Here is a 20,669-nt window from a genome sequence, read left to right as displayed (position 1 = left end):
TCTTTGGAAGTTTCGTAGATTTCAGCCGCACCCCCGTGCTTCCTGGCAATTGTTCCGACCAGCTCCGTACCGCGAACCCGAACAGTTCGATATTTGTAGCTCATCATGGCTCCTTCGTCGGCTAGGGCACACCCTACCCCTTGGGAGTCCCGCTTCGGGAGGTCGTCTCCTACAGCGCCAACACCTTCGGTGGCGGCGTCGGATCACATCTCCATAAACGCAGTGGAAGCGTCGAACTGCACTCGAGTCCTTATCAAACACTGCAGAAATGGCTGCCGTCTGAATGGGCAGGCGGCACAGCTACCAGGGCATCCACCCACCGTCCCCATACTCAGGGAAACCGGCCCCAGTCACCGCGGGCACCGCCGAGCCGATGGGGATCAAACACCCCTCGCCCCTGAAATAGGTCCGAACTCTGTGACAGCGACCCAGGATATGCCTTTCGGCTATCTCAAAGTGAGGCCAAACCCGACAAGCCCACGCAGCAGCCAACGAAGCAGAGCCAATACGATCAGCAGGGGTCCTTGGCGCCGGACTTAGGGCCAGCCAGCTGGCCCTGCTCTGCAGTTGCACGCTTGCGTCTCCCCATCCGGTGGAGCTGGAAAGCGTGGTGAAGAGCTTGGACAGGCAGCCCGACACCTCTACTCCCTATCTAGTGCCCATCACATTGCCCTCCCGAATCCCAGTGAATTAGGACCCTGATGTTCCTTGGGTACGCTCAAACCGGACGTAGACGCCGGAAAAGGGAAGACTTGGCCTCGAGACTAAGCTGTCGCTTTCCTTGCACGGCCCGGCAGCCAGCCTCATTATCGCGTTGGCCCCGAATGGAAAATGAGCGGGAACTCACCGGCGACGTCGCCAGTGCCGTCCCCGACTTTTCCAGCGAGGAACAGGGCTACCACAAGACCCCAAGCCCCGCCGGACCCAGGTGACCGTCATCGGCGGTGCGATCGGCACCGGCTTGTTCATGGGAGCCGGGGCCCGGCTTCAGCTTCGGGCGTACTGACTTGTCTGTCTGGTTTTCGTGTAGTGTCTGCTGGCGATGGTCCACACATATGACTTACCGACCGCCGTCGATGATCTCGCCTCTGCTCCCCCGCGGAGGGCCTCTGGTAGCGCCAGGGAACGCATCCTGGACGCCGCTTACGAGCTGTTCCTACACCGGGGCATCCGCGATGTCGGCATCAATGAGTTGATCTCAAGGGCCGGGGTCGCCAAAGCCACGTTCTACACGCACTTCACGTCAAAGGATGAACTGGTCCTTGCCTACCTGGAGCGCTGCCACCAGGACCTGACCGTTGAGGCGATCATCGCCGACACCGGAAGGCGGACCGCGAACCCCGCTGGCCGGATATTGGCTATTTTTGATGTCCTGGATGGGTGGTTCCGCCAGGATGACTTCCAGGCCTGCGCCTTCGTCAGCACCATGCTGGAAATGGGCCCCGCCCACCCACTGGGAATTGCATCCATCGAGTATTTAGCGCAGGTCCGGGTGTTCATACGGGCCCTGGCCGTGGAGGCCGGCCTTGAACAACCCGACATTTTCGCCCGCTCTTGCCACATCCTGACAAAGGGTTCGATTATTTCAGCGGTCGAGGGAGACCGGGAGTCAGCGGTCTTCGCCAAACGCATGGCTGCTTCCCTCATCCGAGACCACGGAGGTGAGGTCCCGATCGCCCCCTGACGTTTCGTTATCCGCGGACATTGTTCTCCGTTCTCTTGGCGGTTCCAAGATGCTGCAGCCCCTTTATCCACCATTCCGTTGAAGGAACAGGAGCCATTAGAAATGGAAACCCCGGACTACGCCCGTTTTGTTCAGGAATGCATTGCCGCCGATGCGGCCGATGACCACATACTCACGGAAGACCAGTTCTACGGCGTGTACCTGAGCTGGTGCGCACTGCAAGCACAAATCCCCGGCCCCTGCGAATCGTTTTGGGCGGCGATGTTCCAGCAGGGCATCCACGAACGACGCGCCAACGACGACCGGTGCATACGGCCGGGACTTCGAATGACCGGTCCGGCCGCTCTGGACTACATCCTCGCCAGCCAACCAAGCTTGGTCTGACTAAGGCTTCTGCCAACTCAGGCGCGTGGACCTGACGGGCTCGACTAAAATACTCTCGTTGCGGGTGTCCGATGAAATGGAGTGCCGCTAGTGAAAGGGACACCAATGTCAAGCAATCTGCGCATCACCCCTGCCGACCCGTTTCCCGAGGATCTGGAAACACTAAAAGACGAGAAACTGCAGGTTCTCGACAGCCAGGTCCAACGCCAAATCGACCACGAAATCGTGACCGATGGTGAGTCTCACCCGGAGACCGAGTTCCGCCACTACGAGCTTGATGCGGAGTTCGAGCAGCGCGAGGACTAATCCGCTGCTCGTGGCCCCGAAGGACCGCTTCAATACTTCGGTCCCTCACAGTGGCCTTCATGGCTGTCGAAGAGCGGGCGCCTAGCCGCAAAGGGGGGCCTCCGCCGAGCTGCTGCAGCGACACGACCTATGGCATTGCCTTTGAATCGCCGCACTCGGCTAGACGACTTCCTGAGAGTCGCTTCTGATCCCCCGCATCTCCAAACCGATTAGGGAATGGTGCCTTCGCAGGCTCCGCACCCCAGGCTTCCACTTCACCCTGAACACCACGTCCAGGCCCCGTGCAGGCCGAAGGTCTATACTCCGCTCATGCCCGACATGAATTCCTGGCCTACCGGCCGCCTCCTATCAACCGCGGCCAGGCTCGTCGAACATTCATGGAACGAGAAACTGGCCCATGCCGGGCTCACCCACGCCGGAGTGATAGCCCTCGATGTACTATCCAGAGCCGAGGAGCCCATGAGCCAGGCGAAAATTGCCCAAAGGGTCCGTGTCCAGAACCAGACAATGGGCAAGACCTTGACCCGCCTGGAGGCATGGGCCTACATCCGCCGACAGCCCAGCCCTTCCGACCGCAGAAGCCAGGTCGTCTCCATCACCGACCTCGGCGCCCGGGTGATCAGCGAGGCCCGTGAAGTGGACCGCACAGTATTGACTCATTCGGCAGCGGATGGCGGCAATCTCCGCAAGGAACTGCAAGCCATCGTTCAACTGCTCGCCTCCAACGCCATGCAAAACCCGGCAACCGGTAACTACACGCCTCCTAGGACATATCGCTAGTGGAAGACAAAGGCCGTCTCCTGTAGCACTCGGGTTGGGAGCTCTGCGGCGGTGCGCCCCGGCCCTCCCAGCCCGCCGCGCCAACGGACGCCCAATCCTGTGAGCTCTGGAAACATGCTTTGTTCGTCGGAACCGTAGCTGTGTATTTTGGTCGGCGACCCTTGGACTGGAGCCGGAAAGTTGCGTGGCGAGGCCGGGGAGGAGGATGCTCAGTCCCTGGTCCAGCTCAAGGTCGCCGTCATACTCAGCGAGGACGGGTCCCAGGGCGCGCAGGTGTGGGAAGTCTTTTGCCGGCAGCCGGTGGAATCCGAGGCGGAGGATGGCTTCGTTTTCGTTCGGGTCCGCAACGTATTCCTGCAGTTCGTTCCGAATGTGCCCGTAGAGGAATCCCTAGTACGTCCGGTAGACGTGGAGGGCGTCGGCGGGGGTAAAACCGGCGTCTATGAGCAGTGCCAGGATCTGTTCGAGGGGCCGGATGGTGCCCAGTGGGTGCAGACCCAACGGTGTGGACAGTGGCCGGGTGACCAGCAGCGGGACGACGTTGGGATGCCGCAGGGCAGAAGCCGCAGGTCGTGGGCGATTTGCGCAGCTGTGCCTGCCAGTCCGGGTCATCGGCAAAGATCGCCAATTCATTGAGGACTGTTTCAGCGACACCATCCTGCAGGGCGGTGCGGTTGGCGGCGTAGCGGTGGAGGCTCATCGGGTCCCGCCCGGGTTCCTGGCCCAGCCGTCGCATCGTCAAGGCATCCAGGCCTTCAGCGTCCACCAGTTCAAGAGAGGTGGAGAGGACAATTTCCCTGCTCCGACGCACCCTCGGGGGGACTGCAGAGGTCGGGGTGGGGTTAGGAGAGGCCATAGCGAAACCGTCGTGTGGAGACCAGGCTCGCCGGAGCCGCGATACCAAGACCACCGGTTCCCCGGTTGAATGCGCGGTGAGGACTGCGCGCATCGTCGTTCTCGGTCTGGTCCCTCCGATGAATCTCCGTGCCTCGTCTGGTCGTAGCGTTAGGAGGATGTTACCCACCTCACGTTACGACCTCGGTTACGACCTATGAACTGGAATCTGACGCCAATAGGCGATGGCGGCTGCGAGGCTGGCGCCGACAACAAGACAAACCATCGCCATGGGAACAAATGCGCTCGTATCCCCGCTCCTGACGATCAACGCCATGGCGGCGATGATGCTCAATCCCATCAGCACGGAAAAAACTAACGCGGGCACTGTCAAGAACAACCCCGTCGGGTTCCCGCGCAGCGCGAGCACTCCGATGATGACCATGCCCGGCAGGACCAGAGACAAGTCAATGACATGGACCGGGTTCACGATAAGCCCGGCTACTTCCAGGCTGGGCGGTGGCTGCCCTGAAATGGTTGCTGGAGCTAATTCGCTCAGCCACAGCAGGGCAAAGAGTGCGCCGGTGCCGATCAGGACCCACGCAGCGAATGCCCGTGCGGCGCCGTGAGGGTATGCCGCCGGGCGCACCCTAGTAGAGAGCCCAGCGATCAAGGTGTAGAAGACAGAGCCGAGAATAGCGACGTACACAAGAAACAGGCGACCGAAGTGCACGGCAAAGGCATACACGATGTAGGCATACAGCAGATAGAACAAGGTACCGACCCAGAGTTGCGTCGCTCCCATTGAGCCTGTGCGTATCCTGGTCGCACTCCAGACGAGAACGACAACCGCCAGAAGATTGCCGAGGTCTTGCCCTCGGGCCTGCAGGAGCCAGTTCTCGGTTTCCTTCTGATACGGCCAAGAAGCAAGCAGCCCGAGCAGGCTGGCCAGAGTGACGAGCAGGGCAATACCAAAGGACGCCATGAAAAGCGACGTTCCGCGTCGTTCAACCGCCGCCTCTGAGCGGTACGGGCCGGTATCCATATCGAAAGACTAGCGGACACGCTCAGCTTCGCATCTGTGCGTGCCATAGGCGGCCCGATGGCACGCCTCGGCCCGTAAGCTCAGCTACGGGACGCGAGGCCCGCGAGCTCCGTCCCCAACGTTGGCGCGTTCGAGCTCACCGTCGGCGACCGGGCATGCATAACCGTGCACGCCGAAGGTCGCGGGCTTCACGATGGGTCGGAATCCAAGCGAGACAAGGCGTTTCATCGCCTTCTTCGCGGCAGACCCGGGCAACCGAGGGCCAACGACTCGCGTATCGAACGTCAGTACAGGAACAGGGCGACCAGGCGAGGCGTGCGCTTCGATCCACTCCCAAATGCCGCCTGCTGGGATGTGCTCTGCAGCCTATTGCTTCGCTGACTCGCGTGTCGCCCCGGTTGACATGGAGAAAGCGTCGGTTCGACCACCTACCACCAAGAGATCCAGGTTGGAGTCCAGTGCGCCCGGTGCTGAGCCTGCGTCGACCACGTCGGCGCCTTCGCCGATTCCGGCTGCGATCGCGCGCGCGAGTTGTTGCGTGTTTCCCCAAAGCGATTCGGAGACCACTACTGCGTGCGACTTGCGGCGCTATGTGGCGGCGTTTTCACGGTACTGAATGTCACCCCAGATGACGCTGCAAATGTGGAAGCTCGTACCAAAAGCCGGCGGAGATTTAGGCGGTTCTCTCAAGGTCGGATGAGGATTCGTTCTCCCGCTCCTGCAGGGCACCGGTCACCGATGCTGTGAGGCTGTTGGCGATGTGGGTACGAGCGAGTTCCGCCGCTCCGGGCCCGTCTCCCGCGGTGACGAGTTCAAGGATTCGGTGGTGCTGGTTCAGGTCAATGGTGCGGGGCTCGTCAGCGGAAGGCAGCTCCAGGCCGATGCGCCGGTAGCGGTCGGACTTGTCCCAGAGGTCATCCAGGAGCTTGATCAGGGTCGCGTTGTGAGAAGCAGTGTAGACGGCGCGGTGGAAGTCGCGATGAGCAATGATGGCGTCCTCTCCCCACACGCGTGTTACAGGGAGCAGTTTTTCGGCGGCCGCCCGGATGATGGCGACATCAGCGTCGGTCCGGCGGTAGGCGGCCAGTTCCGTTGCGGACGGCTCCAGCGAGAGGCGGACTTCCAGCAGCTCGCGGGCTTCGGCGGCGCTCATGTCGGCAACCTTCGAGTCGCGGTGGGTGTCCATCGTGATCAGCCCCTCGCTCGAGAGCCGACGGATGGCTTCACGCAGGGGGGTGATGCTCATCTGCATGTTCTCGGCCAACTCGTATTGGGAAATACGCGAGCCGGGGGCTAAGGCGCCGGAGAGGATCATCTGGCGTAGTTCGCTGTACGCCAGGCTGCCCTTACTCGAAAAGACGTTGGTACTCATCTGCCGCTCCAAATCTGCGGGAGCGTTGCCCCCGCCCCTCCAAGTGTAGCCCTTCTGGCAGCATCTTATAAGAAATTTCGCCACGGGCTTGTGCCCGCGCTCACGGCCAGCTAACCTCGATTCATCGTCTTATAAGATATTCGCTACTAAACAACACCTGATGCTCGGCCAGATGGTATCGACCCGAACGGCTCTATCCCCATCAGTTCCTCCATCCGGAATGCGTTCATTGACTTCACCAAGATGGACTGCACGATCATCGCCGTGGTCAGCGACGTGTTCGTCGATGGCAAGCCCCTGGTTGGCTACGGCTTCAACTCCAACGGCCGCTACAACGCTACGGGCATCCTGCAGGACCGCATCCTGCCGCGCCTGCTGGATGCTCCTGCCGAGGACCTCATGGATGAGAACGGCGAACTGTCACCGGAGAAGGCGTGGGACATCATGATGTCCAACGAAAAGCCCGGTGGCCACGGCGAACGGTCGGTCGCCGTGGGTGTGGCCGACATGGCGCTGCACGACCTCGCCGCAAAGATCGCCGGTGTCCCCTTGTACCGCTGGATCTCGGACCACTACGGTGACGGCAATCCGGACAAGGACGTCTTCGTTTATGCCGCCGGCGGCTACTACGCCCCCGGCAAGACGCTGGAAGACCTGCAGAACGAAATGCGCGGCTTCCTCGACCAGGGCTACAACATTGTCAAGATGAAGATCGGCGGCGCCGACCTGGCGGAGGACCTCCGCCGCATCGAAGCCGTCATCGACGTCCTCGACGGCGATGCTTCCCGCCTCATGGTGGACGTCAACGGCAAATTCGACCTGGACACCGCCCTGGAATATGGAAAAGCCATCGATAAGTACGGACTGTTCTGGTACGAAGAAGTCGGCGACCCGCTGGACTACGCCCTCAACGCCACCCTTTCCGAGCACTACAAGAACCCGATCGCGACCGGCGAGAACCTGTTCTCCCTCCAGGACGCACGGAACCTGGTCCGCTACGGCGGCATGCGCCCGGACCGCGACTTCATCCAGGTCGACCCGGCCCTGAGCTACGGCCTCACCGAATACCGCCGCATCCAGGACATGCTTGCCCAGCACGGCTGGTCCTCCCGCCGCTGCATCCCGCACGGCGGACACCAGTTCTCCCTGCACATCGCCGCAGCCCTCAAGCTCGGCGGCAACGAGTCCTACCCCGGCGAATTCCAGCCCACCGGCGGCTTTACCGACGACGCAGTCATCGTCAACAGCCGCGTAGCCCCCGGCGACCTTCCCGGCATCGGCCTGGAAGGCAAAGCCGAGTTCTACAAGGTCCTGCGCGGACTGCACGAGTAAACCACCCACACCTGTCTTGTCCCGGGCAGCAGAACTGCCCGGGACCAGGCAACCACCCCAAACTTCTCTGTCTGACGTGCAAAGGAGCACCCAAGATGTCTTCCCACACCATGCAGCACCACCAGCATTCCCCACACCCACCCAAACAGCTCTCTCGGTTCGGGCGCCTGATCCGCGAACTCTGGTTCCAGGTGCTCCTGGGTGGAGTCCTCGGCATCCTCGTCGGTATCTTCATCCCGCAGGTCGGCTCGCAGCTGACCCCGCTGAGCGACTGGTTCATCGCACTGGTCAAGATGATCATCATCCCGGTCGTCTTCTGCGTCGTGACCCTCGGCGTTGCGTCAATGGACAGCCTCCGCAAGGCAGGACGAATCGGCCTCAAAGCCCTCGGCTACTTCATCGTCCTTTCCCTGATTTCGATGCTCATCGGCTTGGTCGTGGCGAACGTCTTCCACCCCGGCCAAGGCATGAACATCGACGTCTCCAAGCTGAACGCCGACAAGATCCCGGGCGCCGGCAAGAGCTTTGACGGCATCGAGTTCGTCAACAGCCTCATCCCGGCATCCTTCTTCGGCGCCCTCACCAGCAGCGCCATCCCGGCCGCCCTCCTGGTCTCCATCGTCTTCGGCGCAGCACTGAACCTCTCGGGCGAATCCGGCGTCCTGCTCACCGGCGGCATCCGCGCCCTATCCACCGTTATTTTCCGGATCGTTGGCTGGCTCATGCGCCTGGCACCCATCGGCACCTTCGGCGCCCTTGCCGCCACCGTGGCCAAGTACGGGGCCACCAACCTTCAGCAGCTCGGCTTCCTCATCCTGCTCTTCACCGCCACATGCATCGTTTACGTCCTCGTCGTCCTCGGCATCATCGCCCGGACCTGCGGCCTGAACATCTTCACCGTCATGCGCTACTTCAAAGACGAGCTCCTGATCGCCCTGGCAACATGCTCCAGCGAGGCCGTGCTCCCGCAGGTCATGAAGAAGCTCGAAAACATGGGCGTCGGCAAGCCGACCGTCGGCATCGTCATCCCATCCGCGTTCTCCTTCAACCTCGACGGATCCGCGATCTACCTCACCATGGCATCCGTCTTCCTGGCTCAGGCCGTCGGGATCAACCTCTCCTGGGAACAGCAACTGGCCATGGTCGGCATCATGATGATTTCCAGCAAGGGAACAGCCGGCGTCGCCGGCGGAGCCTTCATCGTGCTCGCCGGCTCCCTCGGAGCCGTCAGCGCCATCCCCACCGCGGCCCTCGCCCTCATCGTCGGTGTTGACCGCCTCCTGAACGAAGGCCGCGTCTTCATCAACGTCATCGGCAACGTGCTGGCAACAGTCGTCGTCGGCAAATGGGAGAAAGACTTCGACCTGGCACAGGCCCGCAACGTGATACACGCATCGGGTCGAAAGAAAAACGAACTTCCTGCAAGGACGGCCGACCACGTCGAGAGCGAGACGGTCGACGCCCACTAAACCCTGACAGGGCCGCCTCTCTCCCCGGGGCGGCGGCCCTGCCCATTGTGCACTTCACCCAGCACCAGCCCACCGCTATACCGACGAGGAACACCACACCATGGCCCGGCGCATACTCATCACTACCGACTACCTGCACGCCGGAGATACCGTCTACGACCTCCTCCGCGACCATGGCCTGGAACCCGTCTACGCACCGTCCAGAGGCTCACGGACACTGGAGGAACGCCGCTCACTGTTCGACGGCATCTCCGGAGCCATCCTCGCCAGCGAACCGGTCACCGCCGACATGCTCTCCGCCGCCGCATCCCTGAAAGTCATCGCCCGCAGCGGCGTGGGATACGACTCCATCGACGTCGAGGCCGCGGCCGCACAAGGAATCAGGGTCTGCAACGCCCCCGCAACAAACCACCACTCGGTCGCCGAACTGGCCATCGGACTGATCATCATGTCCGCACGCCGCCTCCTGGAGGTCACCACCGCCGTCCGCCAAGGCGGCTGGCCCCGGGAAGCCGGCCATGAGCTCCGAGGTTCCACCCTGGGAATAGTCGGCTACGGGCCCAGCGGACGCGCCACGGCAAGCCTGGGCGCAGCGCTCGGCATGAACGTCCTGGTCAACACCGCCCACCCAGACCCAGCAAACACCACGTTCCACTACACGGATCTCGACACCGTCATCGCCAACGCCGACTACCTCTCCCTGCACACCCGCGCAGGCCAAAGCTCCGGCAAACTCATCGACGCGCCCCGGCTGCAAAGAATGAAACCCACCGCAGTCCTTATCAACACCGCCCGCGGCTCCCTCGTGGACGAACAAGCCTTGGCCAAAGCACTCTCCGACGGCACTATCGCCGGCGCCGCACTGGACGTACTCGAGAGCGAACCCCTACCCGACGACAGCCCCCTACGCGGCCTGGAGAATGTGCTCATCACCTCCCACCTCGCCGGACAAACGATCGAGGCACGGGCACGGGCCGGGCTGGCAGCCGCACACGCCGTCATCGACGTCCTCGAAAACCGCGAACCGGCCCACCCGGTCGACCGCTAACCCCAAACACCGACAAAGAAGAAGAAGGTTCCCTGATGTCGAAACCCCACCGCATCGCAGTCATTCCCGGAGACGGAATCGGCACCGAAGTCGTACCCGAAGGACTGCGCGTCCTGGACGCCGCAGCCGCCGCCTTCGACCTCAACCTCAAATACGAGCACTTCGATTACGCCTCGGCTGACTACTACACCCGGCACGGGAAAATGCTGCCCGACGGGTGGTTCGAGGAACTAAACCAGTTCGACTCCATCTTCTTCGGCGCCGTCGGCTGGCCCGACGTGGTCCCCGACCACGTCTCGCTGTGGGGAAGCCTCCTGCAGTTCCGACGCCATTTCGACCAGTACGTCAGCCTCCGCCCGGTCAAGCTCCTTCCCGGGGTGCCCAGCCCCCTCACCGGGCGGGACCCGGGCGACGTCGACTTCTATGTCGTGCGCGAAAACACCGAAGGCGAATACTCCAGTATCGGCGGGAAAATCTTCGAAGACACCGACCGCGAAACAGTGGTCCAGGAAACCGTCATGACCCGCACCGGCGTGGACCGCATCCTCAAGTACGCCTTCGAGCTCGCCCAGAGCCGGCCCAAGAAGCACCTGACCTCCGCCACGAAGAGCAACGGCATCTCCATCACCATGCCCTACTGGGACGAACGCGTGGAAGCCATGGCCAAGGGCTTCGTCGATCTGGAGGTCGACAAGTACCACATCGACATCCTGGCCGCGAACTTCGTCATGCACCCCGACTGGTTCGACGTCGTCGTCGCCAGCAACCTCTTCGGCGACATCCTCTCCGACCTCGGACCGGCCTGCACCGGAACCATCGGCATCGCACCCAGCGGAAACATCAACCCCGAACGCAAATTCCCCAGCCTCTTCGAACCCGTCCACGGGTCCGCCCCGGACATCGCCGGCAAAGGCATCGCCAACCCCATCGGCCAGATCTGGTGCGCCGCCATGATGCTGGACCACCTGGGACAACCCAAAGCCGCCGCCGCCATCACCACCGCCATGGAAACCGTGCTCGCCAACGGACATCAGGCACTCACACCGGACATGGGCGGCAATGCCACCACAGAGGAACTGGGCAAAGCAGTGGCATCGGCCCTGACGACATCATGACCCCCTCGACTGGCCCCAGCAACGGGCGCACACCCGCCTTCGGAGAGCGGATCATGCTCCGCCAGCACCTCCACTGGCGCCGGCTCATCGGAGAGACCGTCCAGATCCTCCAGCACGACCACATCATCCGCACCGGAACCGTGGATGCCGGGCTCTGCCACCGGTTGACATCGACAGCACCATCCCCGCACTTGGCCTAGCACGGAGACCCATGACGCAGCCCACCTACATGCCCCAAAGCACCGAAGACACCTCCTACTCCACCCCGGTGCCAGGCAATGTGCTTCCGGGCTTCATTCCGGAACGCAATATCCCTGCAGAGATCGCCCGTTCCTGGCTGCTGGTCAATGCCATGAAGCCGGAGCTCTTCGACCAGTCGGCCGTCTCCCGTGCCGATTCGATCATCCTGGATATTGAAGACGCGGTGGACCCGTCGCAGAAGGACCAGGCCCGGAACAACGTCATCGACTGGCTGACCGCCGGTGGCAAGGCCTGGGTCCGGATCAACGACGCCACCAGCCCGTTCTGGGCCGATGACCTCGCCGGTCTCCGCGGCACGCCCGGCCTGCTGGGAGTCATGCTCGCCAAGACCGAATCCGCGGACCAGGTGACCGAGAGCTACCACCGCATGGACGGCAAGACGCCCGTGATCCCGCTGGTGGAATCCGCGCTCGGCATCGAGGAAGCCAACCACATCGCCAAGGCCCAGGGCGCGTTCCGCCTGGCCTTCGGCTCCGGTGACTTCCGCCGCGACACGGGCATGGCCGCCACCCCCGACGCCATGGCCTACCCGCGCGCCAAGCTCGTCGTCGCCAGCCGCGTCGGCAACCTCCCCGGCCCCATCGACGGCCCCACCGTCGGCACCAACCATCCCATCCTGCGCGAGCAGACCGGCATCACCGTGATGATGGGCATGACCGGCAAGCTCTGCCTGGCCATCGACCAAACACCGGTCATCAACGAGGTCATCAGCCCCACGCCGTCGGACGTCGCCTGGGCCACCGACTTCATGAACGACTTCGAAGCCAACGGCCGCGTCATCCGCGACGGCTCCGACCTGCCCCGCCTGGGCCGCGCCGAGAAGATCATGAAACTCGCCGTCGCCTTCGGAGTGCAGCCGGCAGGTTAGGGCCTGCGCCCAAGGGGACCGAAGCGGCACGGATGCCGCTGATGAACAACTGCTACCGTCCGGCACGTCCGCCCACCGCCGTAATCAGCAACCAAGATCTGAAGAGAGAACGAATGGCCTACGCAAACTACCGATACAAGGGTCACAACTACCTTGGCGAAGTTCACGGCGAACACCTCATCCCGCTGGCCGGGCTCACCGACATCGGACCGGAAACAACCGCCGATCTCCTTGCCAGTGCCGCCCGCCTGAGGGAATCACGGGTTCCCCTGTCCGAAGTCACCCTGCGCGCGGCGTCACCAAAGGCCGGCAAGATCCTCTGCGTGGGCCTGAACTACAAAGACCATGCCGACGACACCAGCACGGCCACCTTTCCCGTCCTCTTCCCCAAGTACACATCCACCCTCATAGGACCCGCCGACAACATCATCCTTCCCCCGGAATCCACCCAAGTCGACTTCGAGGGCGAACTCGCCGTCATCATCGGCAAGACAGGCCGCCGCATCACCGAACACAACGCCATGGACCACATCCTTGGCTACTGCGTCTCCAACGACGTCACCATGCGCGACTTCCAGAACAAGTCCCGCCAATGGCTGCAGGGCAAGATCTGGGACAACACCACCCCGCTCGGCCCGCACATCGTCACCCCGGCAGAAACCGACATCAGCAAGGCCGGCATCAGCACCAACCTGAACGGGGAAGTCGTCCAAAAATCGGACCTCTCCCACCTGATCTTCAGCATCCCCACACTCATCGCCACCATCTCCGAATTCACCACCCTGGAACCCGGGGACGTCATCCTCACCGGCACACCAGCCGGAGTCGGATACCGCCGTGACCCCCAACTGTTCCTCAAAGACGGTGACACCATCACCGTGAGCGTGGAAGGGATTGGCAGCATCACCAACACCGTCAGGGCAGAAACCACCTGACGCATACCTTGTGGAATTTGCCGATAGGTGGCGTTCTGTCTTTGGTCAGTGTCGCCAGTTCTCTGTGACGACCACGTCCCGGCGGAGCCGATCATCGGCACAGCACGCCGGCACGAAGAACCAAGCATGGCCGTGCTAGTCGCGATGGTTGTATTCGAACCGTTCGGTGATAACGCTGCCACTGGTTGCCGCCAGCCCGATAACGCGGCCAGTGAACCCGCCCGCGACCTCGGTGGAAAGATACCGGCCATCCATCCTGGCGAGTGTCCTCAGCTGGCCGTGCTCACGAAAGCCCAAGCCCACCCATGCAGAGCGGACACTGTTCGGCGAAGGCGACGGCAGCAGCATCAAAGTCCTCGACACGCCGTTGGGCCGGGTTGGGGCCTTACAGCGCTTCGAACACCTCCAGCCGCTGACAATATGCCATGTACGCGCAGAACGAACAGATCCACGTCGCCGGCTGGCCCTGCCTCGGAATCCTGGGCAACGTGCCGGCGCTGAGCCCCGAATCCATCATGGCCTGCTCCCAGACATACGCCCTCGAAGGCAGCGCCTTCGTGATCACCGCCACGCAAATCATGTCCGATGACGGAGCCCTAAAGTTCCCAACAGCAGACGGAGGACCCACGCCCGTCTACACAGGCGGCGGTGGTTACGCCCGAGTGTACGGTCCGCACTCCAGCCTCATCACAGAGCCTCTGGACCCCACCGAGGAAGGCATCGTTTACGCTGACCTCGACCTGGCGGACATCGACCTTGCCAAGAACACCGTCGACCCCGCAGGCCACTACGCCCGCGCCGACGTCACACGGCTAATCTTCGACGACACGCCCCGCACCCCGGTCATCCGTCACAGCACCATGCCGAAGGCGCCTACACAGACCCAGTCGTCGCTTGAGGCTCAGTGGGACGAAGCTTCAGAAGCAGAGGCTTCCGCGCATGTGTGATCCACGGCCCCCGTAAGGCACCGCTGAGCCATCTCCTTCGCTGACGGAACAAGCAGAACTCCGAAACAGATAAAACAGGAAAACCAGCGCCCCCGGCCGTACTCCGAGACTTAAGGTTGCGGACATGGCCGGTCGCCGCTGTCTCGAAACCTCAGTGCCTCAAATCCCTAGCGTTTCGAGGCATAGAGGCGGCAGGCGAGACCTGGCCTGACTGCCTCTTGCACCCGCGGAGGGCACCCGAAGACCACGTGTTGGGGGCCCCAACTGACATCGGACTCAAGTTCACTCGGCCTTCGATAAAGCAGACGTAAGTGTGGACACTGTCCACCCTCTTTGGCAGGACAAACCTCGGGCGCGACTCTTGTGGGCACGCCGTAAGACCGACTCCCGGGGCGCTCTTTGGCGCGATCTCCGAAGTCATGTCGTCCCCGCTCCCCCGCCCCATGAATAGGTGTGGGCCCCTCTGGACCCACCCAACATGACCGGAAGGAGGTAACGCAGGAAACCCTACTGCGGCAGGCGGAAGGCCCACCAGCCAGGGACTTGAACCCGCCACCCACACACCTGAATAGGCTCCGCGGCAGCCAGACCACAGCCCGCAGCCCAACCCGTCAGACGACGCGACCGCAAGCTATGTACACACGTCAAAGCAAAATCGCCCCTGACGAGGGAATACGTCGTGCCCGAGGTGGGACTCGAACTACATTCCAGCCCCTGCAAACACTAGGAATCCGCGGAAACATGCGGAATCCGGAGCAGTCCGTCGGCAGTATCATCGGATCCGAAGGGAAGAGTGTGGACAATGTCCACACTCCTCTTTTCAAGTAACACCTGAAAGACGGACTGTAGCGCTTAGTCAGGAATTGCCTGCATCGCCGGGGTGGGTCCGTCTACGGCAGCGGTGCCGATACTGACACGGGGGTCGAAGGCGATGGCTCCGGGTTCGACCGCGATCAGTCCCCCATCCACCGGGATCGTGGCTGCATTAACGTACGAGGCCTGATCGGAGAGCAGCCAGGCAATGACATCGGCGGCCTCGGAGGACGCGGCCGGGCGCCGACTGGGGACGAACGCAGTGGCAAGGCTGTAGGCTTCCTCGCGATGGATGCCGCTGTGTTCAGCAAATTCGCCCATCTCCATATCCGCCATTTCCGTCCGGGTCCAGCCAGGACATACCGCGTTGGCGCGCACCCCGAGCGGTCCGTAATCGACCGCGATGGATTGCATCAACATGGCAAGGCCGGCCTTCGTGGCGTCGTAGCCCGCGATTCCAGCCGTCGCGCGAAGCGCTGCTGCTGAGGCCACCCCTACGATCGAGCCGCTGGCTTTGATCAGGTGCGGCAAGGCGGCACGGACTAGTAGGAAGGGCCCGGTGAGGTTGGTGCTGACCATGGCGTTCCAGTCTTCATCGGACAGCTCGCCGGCACTCCCGGCGCGGACAATTCCGGCATTCAGTACGAGGCCGTTAATAGCGCCGAGTTGCTCCACGGTATCGGCGACCAGCCGTTCCATGTCGGAAGCGGAAGCAACATCCGCGACGACAGCGCGGGCGCCGGTCATGTCAGCGACTCGGCTTACAGCTTCTGGGCGGCGTCCGCAGACGACAACTTCCCACCCTTGGCCCCGGAGTGTTGCGGCAGTGGCGGCTCCTATTCCGGTTCCTCCGCCGGTAATAACTGCAACTGATTTTTGGGGGTCATTCTGATCTCCCGGTTCTGTTTCGAAGGTGTGTGCTTTCGCTTACTCGTGGAGGACCGATCGTCAGACTTCAAAGACGATGCGGGCATACCACTGGGCCACCTCGTGAATACGTTGTGGTCCTGGAGGAAACGAATTACCGTGCTGCCGCCCGGGAGGCGGCAGCACGGTAATCGTTTTAGATAACTTCTTTGGCGTAGTCGATATCGCGCTTGCTCTTGCCGAACACCAGGCCGGCGAGCATCACCGCTGGAATGAGCATGAGCAGCCACTTCGCGGCGGCGTTGTCAGGCCCAATGAGGGAGTCGTAGTTCTCGATCGTCACGTACCCGATGTAGGAAAGGATCAGGGTGGAGAGCGTGGGGGCGATCTTCGTCGCCCAGATACTGGCGTTGTCTTTGGTTCGGACGAAGAACACGACGATGGATACGGACGCCACGATGAGGATGGTGATGAAGGCTGCCGTTGCCAGGGCGCTGAACCAGGCGAACACGACGGTCAGTGGGTCTGCGCCTAGGACTAGGAAGGTAACCACGACGATGCCGACGGCCACGCCGTTGGACAGGGCTGCGGTGGCGGGACTCCCATCCTTGGAAACGGTGGCCAGCCTGGCCGGCAGGACTCCGGCACGGCTGAGGGCGAAAAGGTAGCGGGCGAACATGTTCATCAGGCCCAGCAGCATGGCCAGGTAACTGGTCACGACGAGGACCTGCATGGCCATGCTCAAGACGCTCCCTCCGCCTTCGGAGGCGAGGTTGAAGATGAATCCTGCAGGGTCATCCGTTGCCGCCTGTTGGATGTTGTCCACCCCGATGGCCCCTCCGATAACCCAGATGGAGAGCGTGTAAAAAATTCCGACAAAGGCGATTACGGCGTAGAGGGCCCGCGGGATGGTCTTGCGGGGGTTGATTGCTTCTTCCGAGAACACCACGGTTGCTTCGAAGCTGGTGAAGCACAGGAAGGCGAACAGCAATGCAATGCCCAGGCCCGGGCTGAAGAGGTTCTCAGCGGTGAAGCCGGAGAATGTGAAGACTCCCGGCCCCTTGCTGGCAACGAGCACAATAACCAGAGCAGCAACGACGAGGGTTTCGCCGATGATGAGGACGGCCAAGAGTCGGATGCTCGTGTCGACGCCCCGCATGGTGAGTGCCGTGGTGATGACGAGCAACGCGACGATCCAGACGAGCGGGGGCACGGAGAGTCCCGTGATGCTCTCCAGCAACTGCCCGGCGAAGACGCCGAACTGTGACCACAGCCCGACCTGCAGGCTGAGGTACATCAGCAGCGCCAGACCAGCTCCTGCGGTGGCCCAGGGTGTACCGAGGCCTTTGGCGATGTAGGCGACAAAGCCGCCGGCGTTGGTGACATGCCTGCTCATGCGTAGGTATCCGACGGCGAAGAGTGCGATGAGCAGTGCGGCGATCGCATAGATCAATGGGGCTGCAGGTCCAACCGCAGCAAAGACCACGGGACCCGTACCGACGACAGCCGCCATGGGGGCCGCCGCTGCGATGACGAAGAAGGCGATGGCGAAGACGCCGAGTTTATTTGAGCGGAGATGGCCTGCTTGCGGTTGGACAGGTGTGCTGGACGGCGTCGTTGCCGGCAACTCGCTGACATTATCAATCATGGATTTTCTCTTTCGGGCAGATAATGGCCGTAGCCGTGTTCGGGCTTCCTCAGACGAGGAGCCGTGCCTTGAGTTTGTTTGTGAGCGCCGGAGTGATGCCGAGTCCGTCTTCCAAGTAGGAGTGACGTGATCCCCAGGCGTGCTCCACGCTGTGCCATGCGGCTTCGAGGTACCCTTGCCGCGCTTCCAGCAAGGGTGTGATGACTGTTCGCAGGTGCTTGTCGATGCTGGTGACGCTGCCCGCTGAGTCTCTGATGAGGTATTGGTTCTCCGGTAATGAACTCTGAACGTAGTCTTCGAGGATCGCGGTTTCAGGTACCCCCAGGATGGTCAAAAGGATGGCTATTGCCCATCCGGTTCTGTCCTTCCCAGCCGAGCAGTGGACGACGACAGGCAGCTCAACTCGAGCCAATGACTGAAGGAAATTGGCAAATACCGGTGGGTTGCCTGCTATGTCACGGGCATAGAGCCGGTGCATTGCCTCTTCAGCCCGCACTGCCGTAAGGGCCCTGCCAAGCTCGCTCACGCGACCTTCGCGAACCGCAGACCACAGCCACGCGTCCCTGCTGTCTTTAGCCTGTAGTGGCGTTTGTACAGCCGTTAGCGCAGGCACGCAACGGTCTTCGGTTTCGGATTCCCAAGGACTTCGCAGATCCATGAAGTGCAGGCGTGCCGCCGCCAGCCTTTGACGATCCGGGGCTGTCGAGTATCCGAAGTGTCCACTCCGGTACACCAGGCCTTCAGCCACACGGGATCCTCCGTGCGCTGGCAGTCCCCCGAGGCTTCGGAAGTTCCGGACGCCCTCAAGGCAGTTAGGGCCAGCCAAGCCTGGTGTGACCTGTTTCATACATAAAAGGTAAACACTGAATGTTTCGTACTGCAATAGAACAAGTTAAATATTTGTTGCATGACTAGTTCAGAACTTAGGCATAGTGTTCAATGTTTTCAACCGCTCCAGAGCGGCCGCGGACCCCCTTTTCAAAGTTTGCACAGACTGTTCACTTTTAGGATCCGATGTGCAATCATGTGAAGCAGATCACCAGCACCCCACACGAAGGACCAGAAATGAGCGCCTCCAACAAGCCCCTCTCCCTTCGGGAACGAAACCGTATGAGAACCCGCGGCGACATCCTGGACACCGCAGCTGAGCTGCTGAGTTCGGAGGGGTACGCCTCTACCGCGCTCGAGGTTCTTAGCCAGCAGGCGGGTATTTCAAGGGGGACCATTTATGCCCACTTCCCCGGCGGAAGGGACGAAATTGTTCGCGAGGTGTATATGCGGATCGCCGACGCAGTGTACGTACGCGGCATCAGCCTGCGGGATCCCCTCACGGACCCCGCCGCAAGAATCACGGCGTTGGCCACCGCGCTGGTGGAGGCGACAAAGGAGCCCAAAGGCAGGTTCTACGGGGTGATGGGACCGGACCTGGTGTCGGCCCTCTCGGACGTCATGGGCTCGACTTCCCGCTCTTTCGAAGAGCTCATCGCGCGCGATCTAAAGGATGCCAAAGACAGACGCACTTTGCCTGAGGACGCGCCCACCGAAGCCTTGGCCGCAACCATCACCGGGGCAATCCGCGCTGCCGGGGCTGCTGCTGCACGTAAGCCGGAGGACGCCGAGTAAGCCGTCACGGCTATCCGGCTACTCATGGACGGACTTCTAGTACGAGCCACTGTCTGACCCGCCAAGGGTTCGAAAACCACTAACGGAGGAATTTGTGTCAACACAACACTACGACGTCATCGTAATTGGACTGGGCCCCTGGGGCTCATCGGCGGCGTGGCACTTGGCAGCCCGCGGCAAGTCCGTGCTCGGCCTGGATAAGTTCGCACCGCCACACATGCACGGCTCGCACGGAGGCGCCACACGGCTGGCCCGGCAATCCAGCAGTGCAGGAGCCCAGTACACCACCTTCACAAAGCGGACCTTTGAGTTGTGGGACGAGTTGGCCGCGAAAACCGGGACCCGTCTGTTGGAACGTTCGGGAACTGTGTTCGTCGGCGAACCCGGATCAATGTGGTTCGACAAAACGGTGGCCTCCCTAGGCGCGTCCGATTTTGAGTACCACGCCCTTGACGCTTCGACAGCACGGAAGCGGTTCCCTTGGGCCACCATTGATGACGACGAAGTCGCCGTATGGGAGCCAAACGGCACCGTTGCCCTCGTTCACCCCGCCATCAAGGCCCTGCAGTCGGAGGCTCGCCGGCTCGGCGCAACCCTGCGCACGGGAGAAGCGGTTCAAGGCTGGGATGAGAGCGCTTCGGGCATCGTCGTGAGCACCGATCAGGGTAACTATTCAGCCGACAAGGTCGTCGTCACCGTGGGTGCCCGCGCCAACCATTTGATGCAACTGGATCTGCCCTACAAAGTGGACCGTCAGGTGCTGGCCAATTTCCGCCAGGACGGGCCACCGAAGCCGGCCATCTACTTCGCCAAGCCCCCGGGATCGGACGAGGCACCGGCTTACGGTTGCTCCGAGCCTAACGGTGAATGGAAGTTCTCTGTCCCCGGGAAGGGAAACTGGATCGATCCCGAGGACCTCAGCCAGGACCTCAGGCCCGGAGACCTCGAACGGATCCAGGAAGTCCTCAGCGCCAGGCTCCCGGACATCGACACCAACCCGGTATCTACCACCGTATGCATGTGGTCTGAGGTGGAGGACGGCCATTGGGTTATCGGTGGACACCCGGAGTCGTCCAATGTCGTCATCGGCACCGGAGACATGGGCCGAGGGTTCCGCTATGCAGCGGTTGTTGGTGAAATGCTGGCTGATCATGTCGACGGCATTTCCCGTCCAGAAACAAACCTGTTCCTGCCTTCACGCTTCGCCACAGCAAAGGCATAAACCGTGACACCGGCAGACGTCCTGACCGCACCGTTACAGAGCTTGTGGGAGCTCGTTAAACAGTGCGAACAGTGCAGCCAGGACCCCCTCCGACCCCAACACAGTGCACCTGCATT

General features: G+C 62.0%; 20 protein-coding genes. 14 read left to right on the top strand and 6 right to left on the bottom strand.

Annotated elements, in window-relative coordinates; all coding sequences use genetic code 11:
* Positions 1-1,042 precede the first annotated feature (1,042 nt).
* From NMQ03_RS09780 to NMQ03_RS09765, 4 genes are all read left to right on the top strand, one after another.
* The gene (locus NMQ03_RS09780; protein WP_255175408.1) at positions 1,043-1,684 is read left to right on the top strand and encodes a TetR/AcrR family transcriptional regulator; all 642 of its coding nucleotides are present in this window, start codon (positions 1,043-1,045) and stop codon (positions 1,682-1,684) included.
* 102 nt (positions 1,685-1,786) lie between these two features.
* Positions 1,787-2,068 (top strand): hypothetical protein, encoded by a 282-nt coding sequence (locus NMQ03_RS09775; RefSeq protein WP_255175407.1) that lies wholly within the window; start codon positions 1,787-1,789, stop codon positions 2,066-2,068.
* 105 nt (positions 2,069-2,173) lie between these two features.
* Positions 2,174-2,374, top strand: a complete 201-nt coding sequence (locus NMQ03_RS09770) for a hypothetical protein (RefSeq protein WP_110543387.1) — start codon at positions 2,174-2,176, stop codon at positions 2,372-2,374.
* A gap of 309 nt (positions 2,375-2,683) precedes the next feature.
* Positions 2,684-3,154 carry a MarR family transcriptional regulator gene (locus NMQ03_RS09765; RefSeq protein ID WP_324645066.1) on the top strand — a complete coding sequence of 157 codons (471 nt, stop codon included), beginning with the start codon at positions 2,684-2,686 and terminating at the stop codon, positions 3,152-3,154.
* 1,042 nt (positions 3,155-4,196) lie between these two features.
* On the opposite strand, the gene NMQ03_RS09755 is transcribed toward NMQ03_RS09765, so the two are convergent.
* Both NMQ03_RS09755 and NMQ03_RS09750 read right to left on the bottom strand, forming a co-directional pair.
* On the bottom strand, positions 4,197-5,033 hold the full coding sequence (locus tag NMQ03_RS09755) for a hypothetical protein (protein ID WP_255175406.1): 837 nt from the start codon (positions 5,031-5,033) through the stop codon (positions 4,197-4,199).
* A 673-nt stretch (positions 5,034-5,706) separates the two neighbouring features.
* A complete protein-coding gene (locus NMQ03_RS09750; protein WP_255175405.1) occupies positions 5,707-6,405 on the bottom strand; it encodes a GntR family transcriptional regulator in 699 nt (232 codons plus the stop codon).
* Positions 6,406-6,648: 243 nt separating this feature from the next.
* Here NMQ03_RS09750 and NMQ03_RS09745 point away from each other — a divergent pair, with 243 nt between their 5' ends.
* The 7 genes from NMQ03_RS09745 (at position 6,649) to NMQ03_RS09715 (ending at position 13,433) form a co-directional block, all read left to right on the top strand.
* Entirely contained in the window at positions 6,649-7,737 is a 1,089-nt protein-coding gene (locus NMQ03_RS09745; protein WP_255175404.1) for an enolase C-terminal domain-like protein, read from the top strand.
* 95 nt (positions 7,738-7,832) lie between these two features.
* Positions 7,833-9,206, top strand: a complete 1,374-nt coding sequence (locus NMQ03_RS09740; protein WP_255175403.1) for a cation:dicarboxylate symporter family transporter — start codon at positions 7,833-7,835, stop codon at positions 9,204-9,206.
* 100 nt (positions 9,207-9,306) lie between these two features.
* Positions 9,307-10,254, top strand: coding sequence for a phosphoglycerate dehydrogenase (locus NMQ03_RS09735; protein WP_255175402.1), 948 nt, complete (start codon positions 9,307-9,309; stop codon positions 10,252-10,254).
* Between the two features lie 35 nt (positions 10,255-10,289).
* Positions 10,290-11,369: a tartrate dehydrogenase gene (locus NMQ03_RS09730; RefSeq protein WP_255175401.1), complete on the top strand. Its 1,080-nt coding sequence runs from the start codon at positions 10,290-10,292 to the stop codon at positions 11,367-11,369.
* Positions 11,366-11,569, top strand: a complete 204-nt coding sequence (locus tag NMQ03_RS09725; protein WP_255175400.1) for a hypothetical protein — start codon at positions 11,366-11,368, stop codon at positions 11,567-11,569. The genes NMQ03_RS09730 and NMQ03_RS09725 overlap by 4 nt, the downstream gene beginning before the upstream one ends.
* An 11-nt stretch (positions 11,570-11,580) precedes the next feature.
* A complete protein-coding gene (locus tag NMQ03_RS09720) occupies positions 11,581-12,498 on the top strand; it encodes a CoA ester lyase (RefSeq protein WP_255175399.1) in 918 nt (305 codons plus the stop codon).
* A 113-nt stretch (positions 12,499-12,611) separates the two neighbouring features.
* Entirely contained in the window at positions 12,612-13,433 is an 822-nt protein-coding gene (locus NMQ03_RS09715) for a fumarylacetoacetate hydrolase family protein (protein WP_255175398.1), read from the top strand.
* A 135-nt stretch (positions 13,434-13,568) separates the two neighbouring features.
* Here the strand turns inward: NMQ03_RS09715 and NMQ03_RS09710 are convergent, their stop codons facing one another.
* On the bottom strand, positions 13,569-13,781 hold the full coding sequence (locus NMQ03_RS09710; RefSeq protein ID WP_255175397.1) for a hypothetical protein: 213 nt from the start codon (positions 13,779-13,781) through the stop codon (positions 13,569-13,571).
* Between the two features lie 77 nt (positions 13,782-13,858).
* Here NMQ03_RS09710 and NMQ03_RS09705 point away from each other — a divergent pair, with 77 nt between their 5' ends.
* The gene (locus NMQ03_RS09705) at positions 13,859-14,380 is read left to right on the top strand and encodes a nitrilase-related carbon-nitrogen hydrolase (RefSeq protein WP_255175396.1); all 522 of its coding nucleotides are present in this window, start codon (positions 13,859-13,861) and stop codon (positions 14,378-14,380) included.
* 852 nt (positions 14,381-15,232) lie between these two features.
* On the opposite strand, the gene NMQ03_RS09700 is transcribed toward NMQ03_RS09705, so the two are convergent.
* The 3 genes from NMQ03_RS09700 to NMQ03_RS09690 form a co-directional block, all read right to left on the bottom strand.
* Positions 15,233-16,033 carry an SDR family NAD(P)-dependent oxidoreductase gene (locus NMQ03_RS09700; RefSeq protein ID WP_255175575.1) on the bottom strand — a complete coding sequence of 267 codons (801 nt, stop codon included), beginning with the start codon at positions 16,031-16,033 and terminating at the stop codon, positions 15,233-15,235.
* A gap of 223 nt (positions 16,034-16,256) precedes the next feature.
* On the bottom strand, positions 16,257-17,708 hold the full coding sequence (locus tag NMQ03_RS09695) for an APC family permease (protein WP_255175395.1): 1,452 nt from the start codon (positions 17,706-17,708) through the stop codon (positions 16,257-16,259).
* Between the two features lie 49 nt (positions 17,709-17,757).
* A complete protein-coding gene (locus NMQ03_RS09690; RefSeq protein ID WP_255175394.1) occupies positions 17,758-18,456 on the bottom strand; it encodes a tyrosine-protein phosphatase in 699 nt (232 codons plus the stop codon).
* A gap of 317 nt (positions 18,457-18,773) precedes the next feature.
* On the opposite strand from NMQ03_RS09690, the gene NMQ03_RS09685 reads away from it, so the two are divergent.
* Together NMQ03_RS09685 and solA are read left to right on the top strand one after the other, a co-directional pair.
* Positions 18,774-19,331, top strand: a complete 558-nt coding sequence (locus NMQ03_RS09685) for a TetR/AcrR family transcriptional regulator (protein ID WP_255175393.1) — start codon at positions 18,774-18,776, stop codon at positions 19,329-19,331.
* Between the two features lie 94 nt (positions 19,332-19,425).
* Positions 19,426-20,553, top strand: a complete 1,128-nt coding sequence (gene solA, locus NMQ03_RS09680; RefSeq protein ID WP_255175392.1) for an N-methyl-L-tryptophan oxidase — start codon at positions 19,426-19,428, stop codon at positions 20,551-20,553.
* Positions 20,554-20,669 lie beyond the last annotated feature (116 nt).

This window comes from Arthrobacter sp. DNA4, from assembly GCF_024362385.1.
GTDB lineage: Bacteria > Actinomycetota > Actinomycetes > Actinomycetales > Micrococcaceae > Arthrobacter.
This window is presented reverse-complemented; position numbering and strand designations above follow the sequence as displayed.

Bases quoted from the DNA above. Each gene is read 5' to 3' on its own strand.
- NMQ03_RS09755 (WP_255175406.1), bottom strand. From the start codon at position 5,033: ATGGATACCGGCCCGTACCGCTCAGAGGCGGCGGTTGAACGACGCGGA.
- NMQ03_RS09745 (WP_255175404.1), top strand. From the start codon at position 6,649: ATGGACTGCACGATCATCGCCGTGGTCAGCGACGTGTTCGTCGATGGC.
- NMQ03_RS09720 (WP_255175399.1), top strand. From the start codon at position 11,581: ATGACGCAGCCCACCTACATGCCCCAAAGCACCGAAGACACCTCCTAC.
- NMQ03_RS09710 (WP_255175397.1), bottom strand. From the start codon at position 13,781: ATGCTGCTGCCGTCGCCTTCGCCGAACAGTGTCCGCTCTGCATGGGTG.
- NMQ03_RS09775 (WP_255175407.1), top strand. From the start codon at position 1,787: ATGGAAACCCCGGACTACGCCCGTTTTGTTCAGGAATGCATTGCCGCC.
- NMQ03_RS09750 (WP_255175405.1), bottom strand. From the start codon at position 6,405: ATGAGTACCAACGTCTTTTCGAGTAAGGGCAGCCTGGCGTACAGCGAA.
- NMQ03_RS09715 (WP_255175398.1), top strand. From the start codon at position 12,612: ATGGCCTACGCAAACTACCGATACAAGGGTCACAACTACCTTGGCGAA.
- NMQ03_RS09695 (WP_255175395.1), bottom strand. From the start codon at position 17,708: ATGATTGATAATGTCAGCGAGTTGCCGGCAACGACGCCGTCCAGCACA.
- NMQ03_RS09725 (WP_255175400.1), top strand. From the start codon at position 11,366: ATGACCCCCTCGACTGGCCCCAGCAACGGGCGCACACCCGCCTTCGGA.
- NMQ03_RS09705 (WP_255175396.1), top strand. From the start codon at position 13,859: ATGTACGCGCAGAACGAACAGATCCACGTCGCCGGCTGGCCCTGCCTC.
- NMQ03_RS09770 (WP_110543387.1), top strand. From the start codon at position 2,174: ATGTCAAGCAATCTGCGCATCACCCCTGCCGACCCGTTTCCCGAGGAT.
- NMQ03_RS09765 (WP_324645066.1), top strand. From the start codon at position 2,684: ATGCCCGACATGAATTCCTGGCCTACCGGCCGCCTCCTATCAACCGCG.
- NMQ03_RS09735 (WP_255175402.1), top strand. From the start codon at position 9,307: ATGGCCCGGCGCATACTCATCACTACCGACTACCTGCACGCCGGAGAT.
- NMQ03_RS09780 (WP_255175408.1), top strand. From the start codon at position 1,043: ATGGTCCACACATATGACTTACCGACCGCCGTCGATGATCTCGCCTCT.
- NMQ03_RS09685 (WP_255175393.1), top strand. From the start codon at position 18,774: ATGAGCGCCTCCAACAAGCCCCTCTCCCTTCGGGAACGAAACCGTATG.
- NMQ03_RS09730 (WP_255175401.1), top strand. From the start codon at position 10,290: ATGTCGAAACCCCACCGCATCGCAGTCATTCCCGGAGACGGAATCGGC.
- NMQ03_RS09740 (WP_255175403.1), top strand. From the start codon at position 7,833: ATGTCTTCCCACACCATGCAGCACCACCAGCATTCCCCACACCCACCC.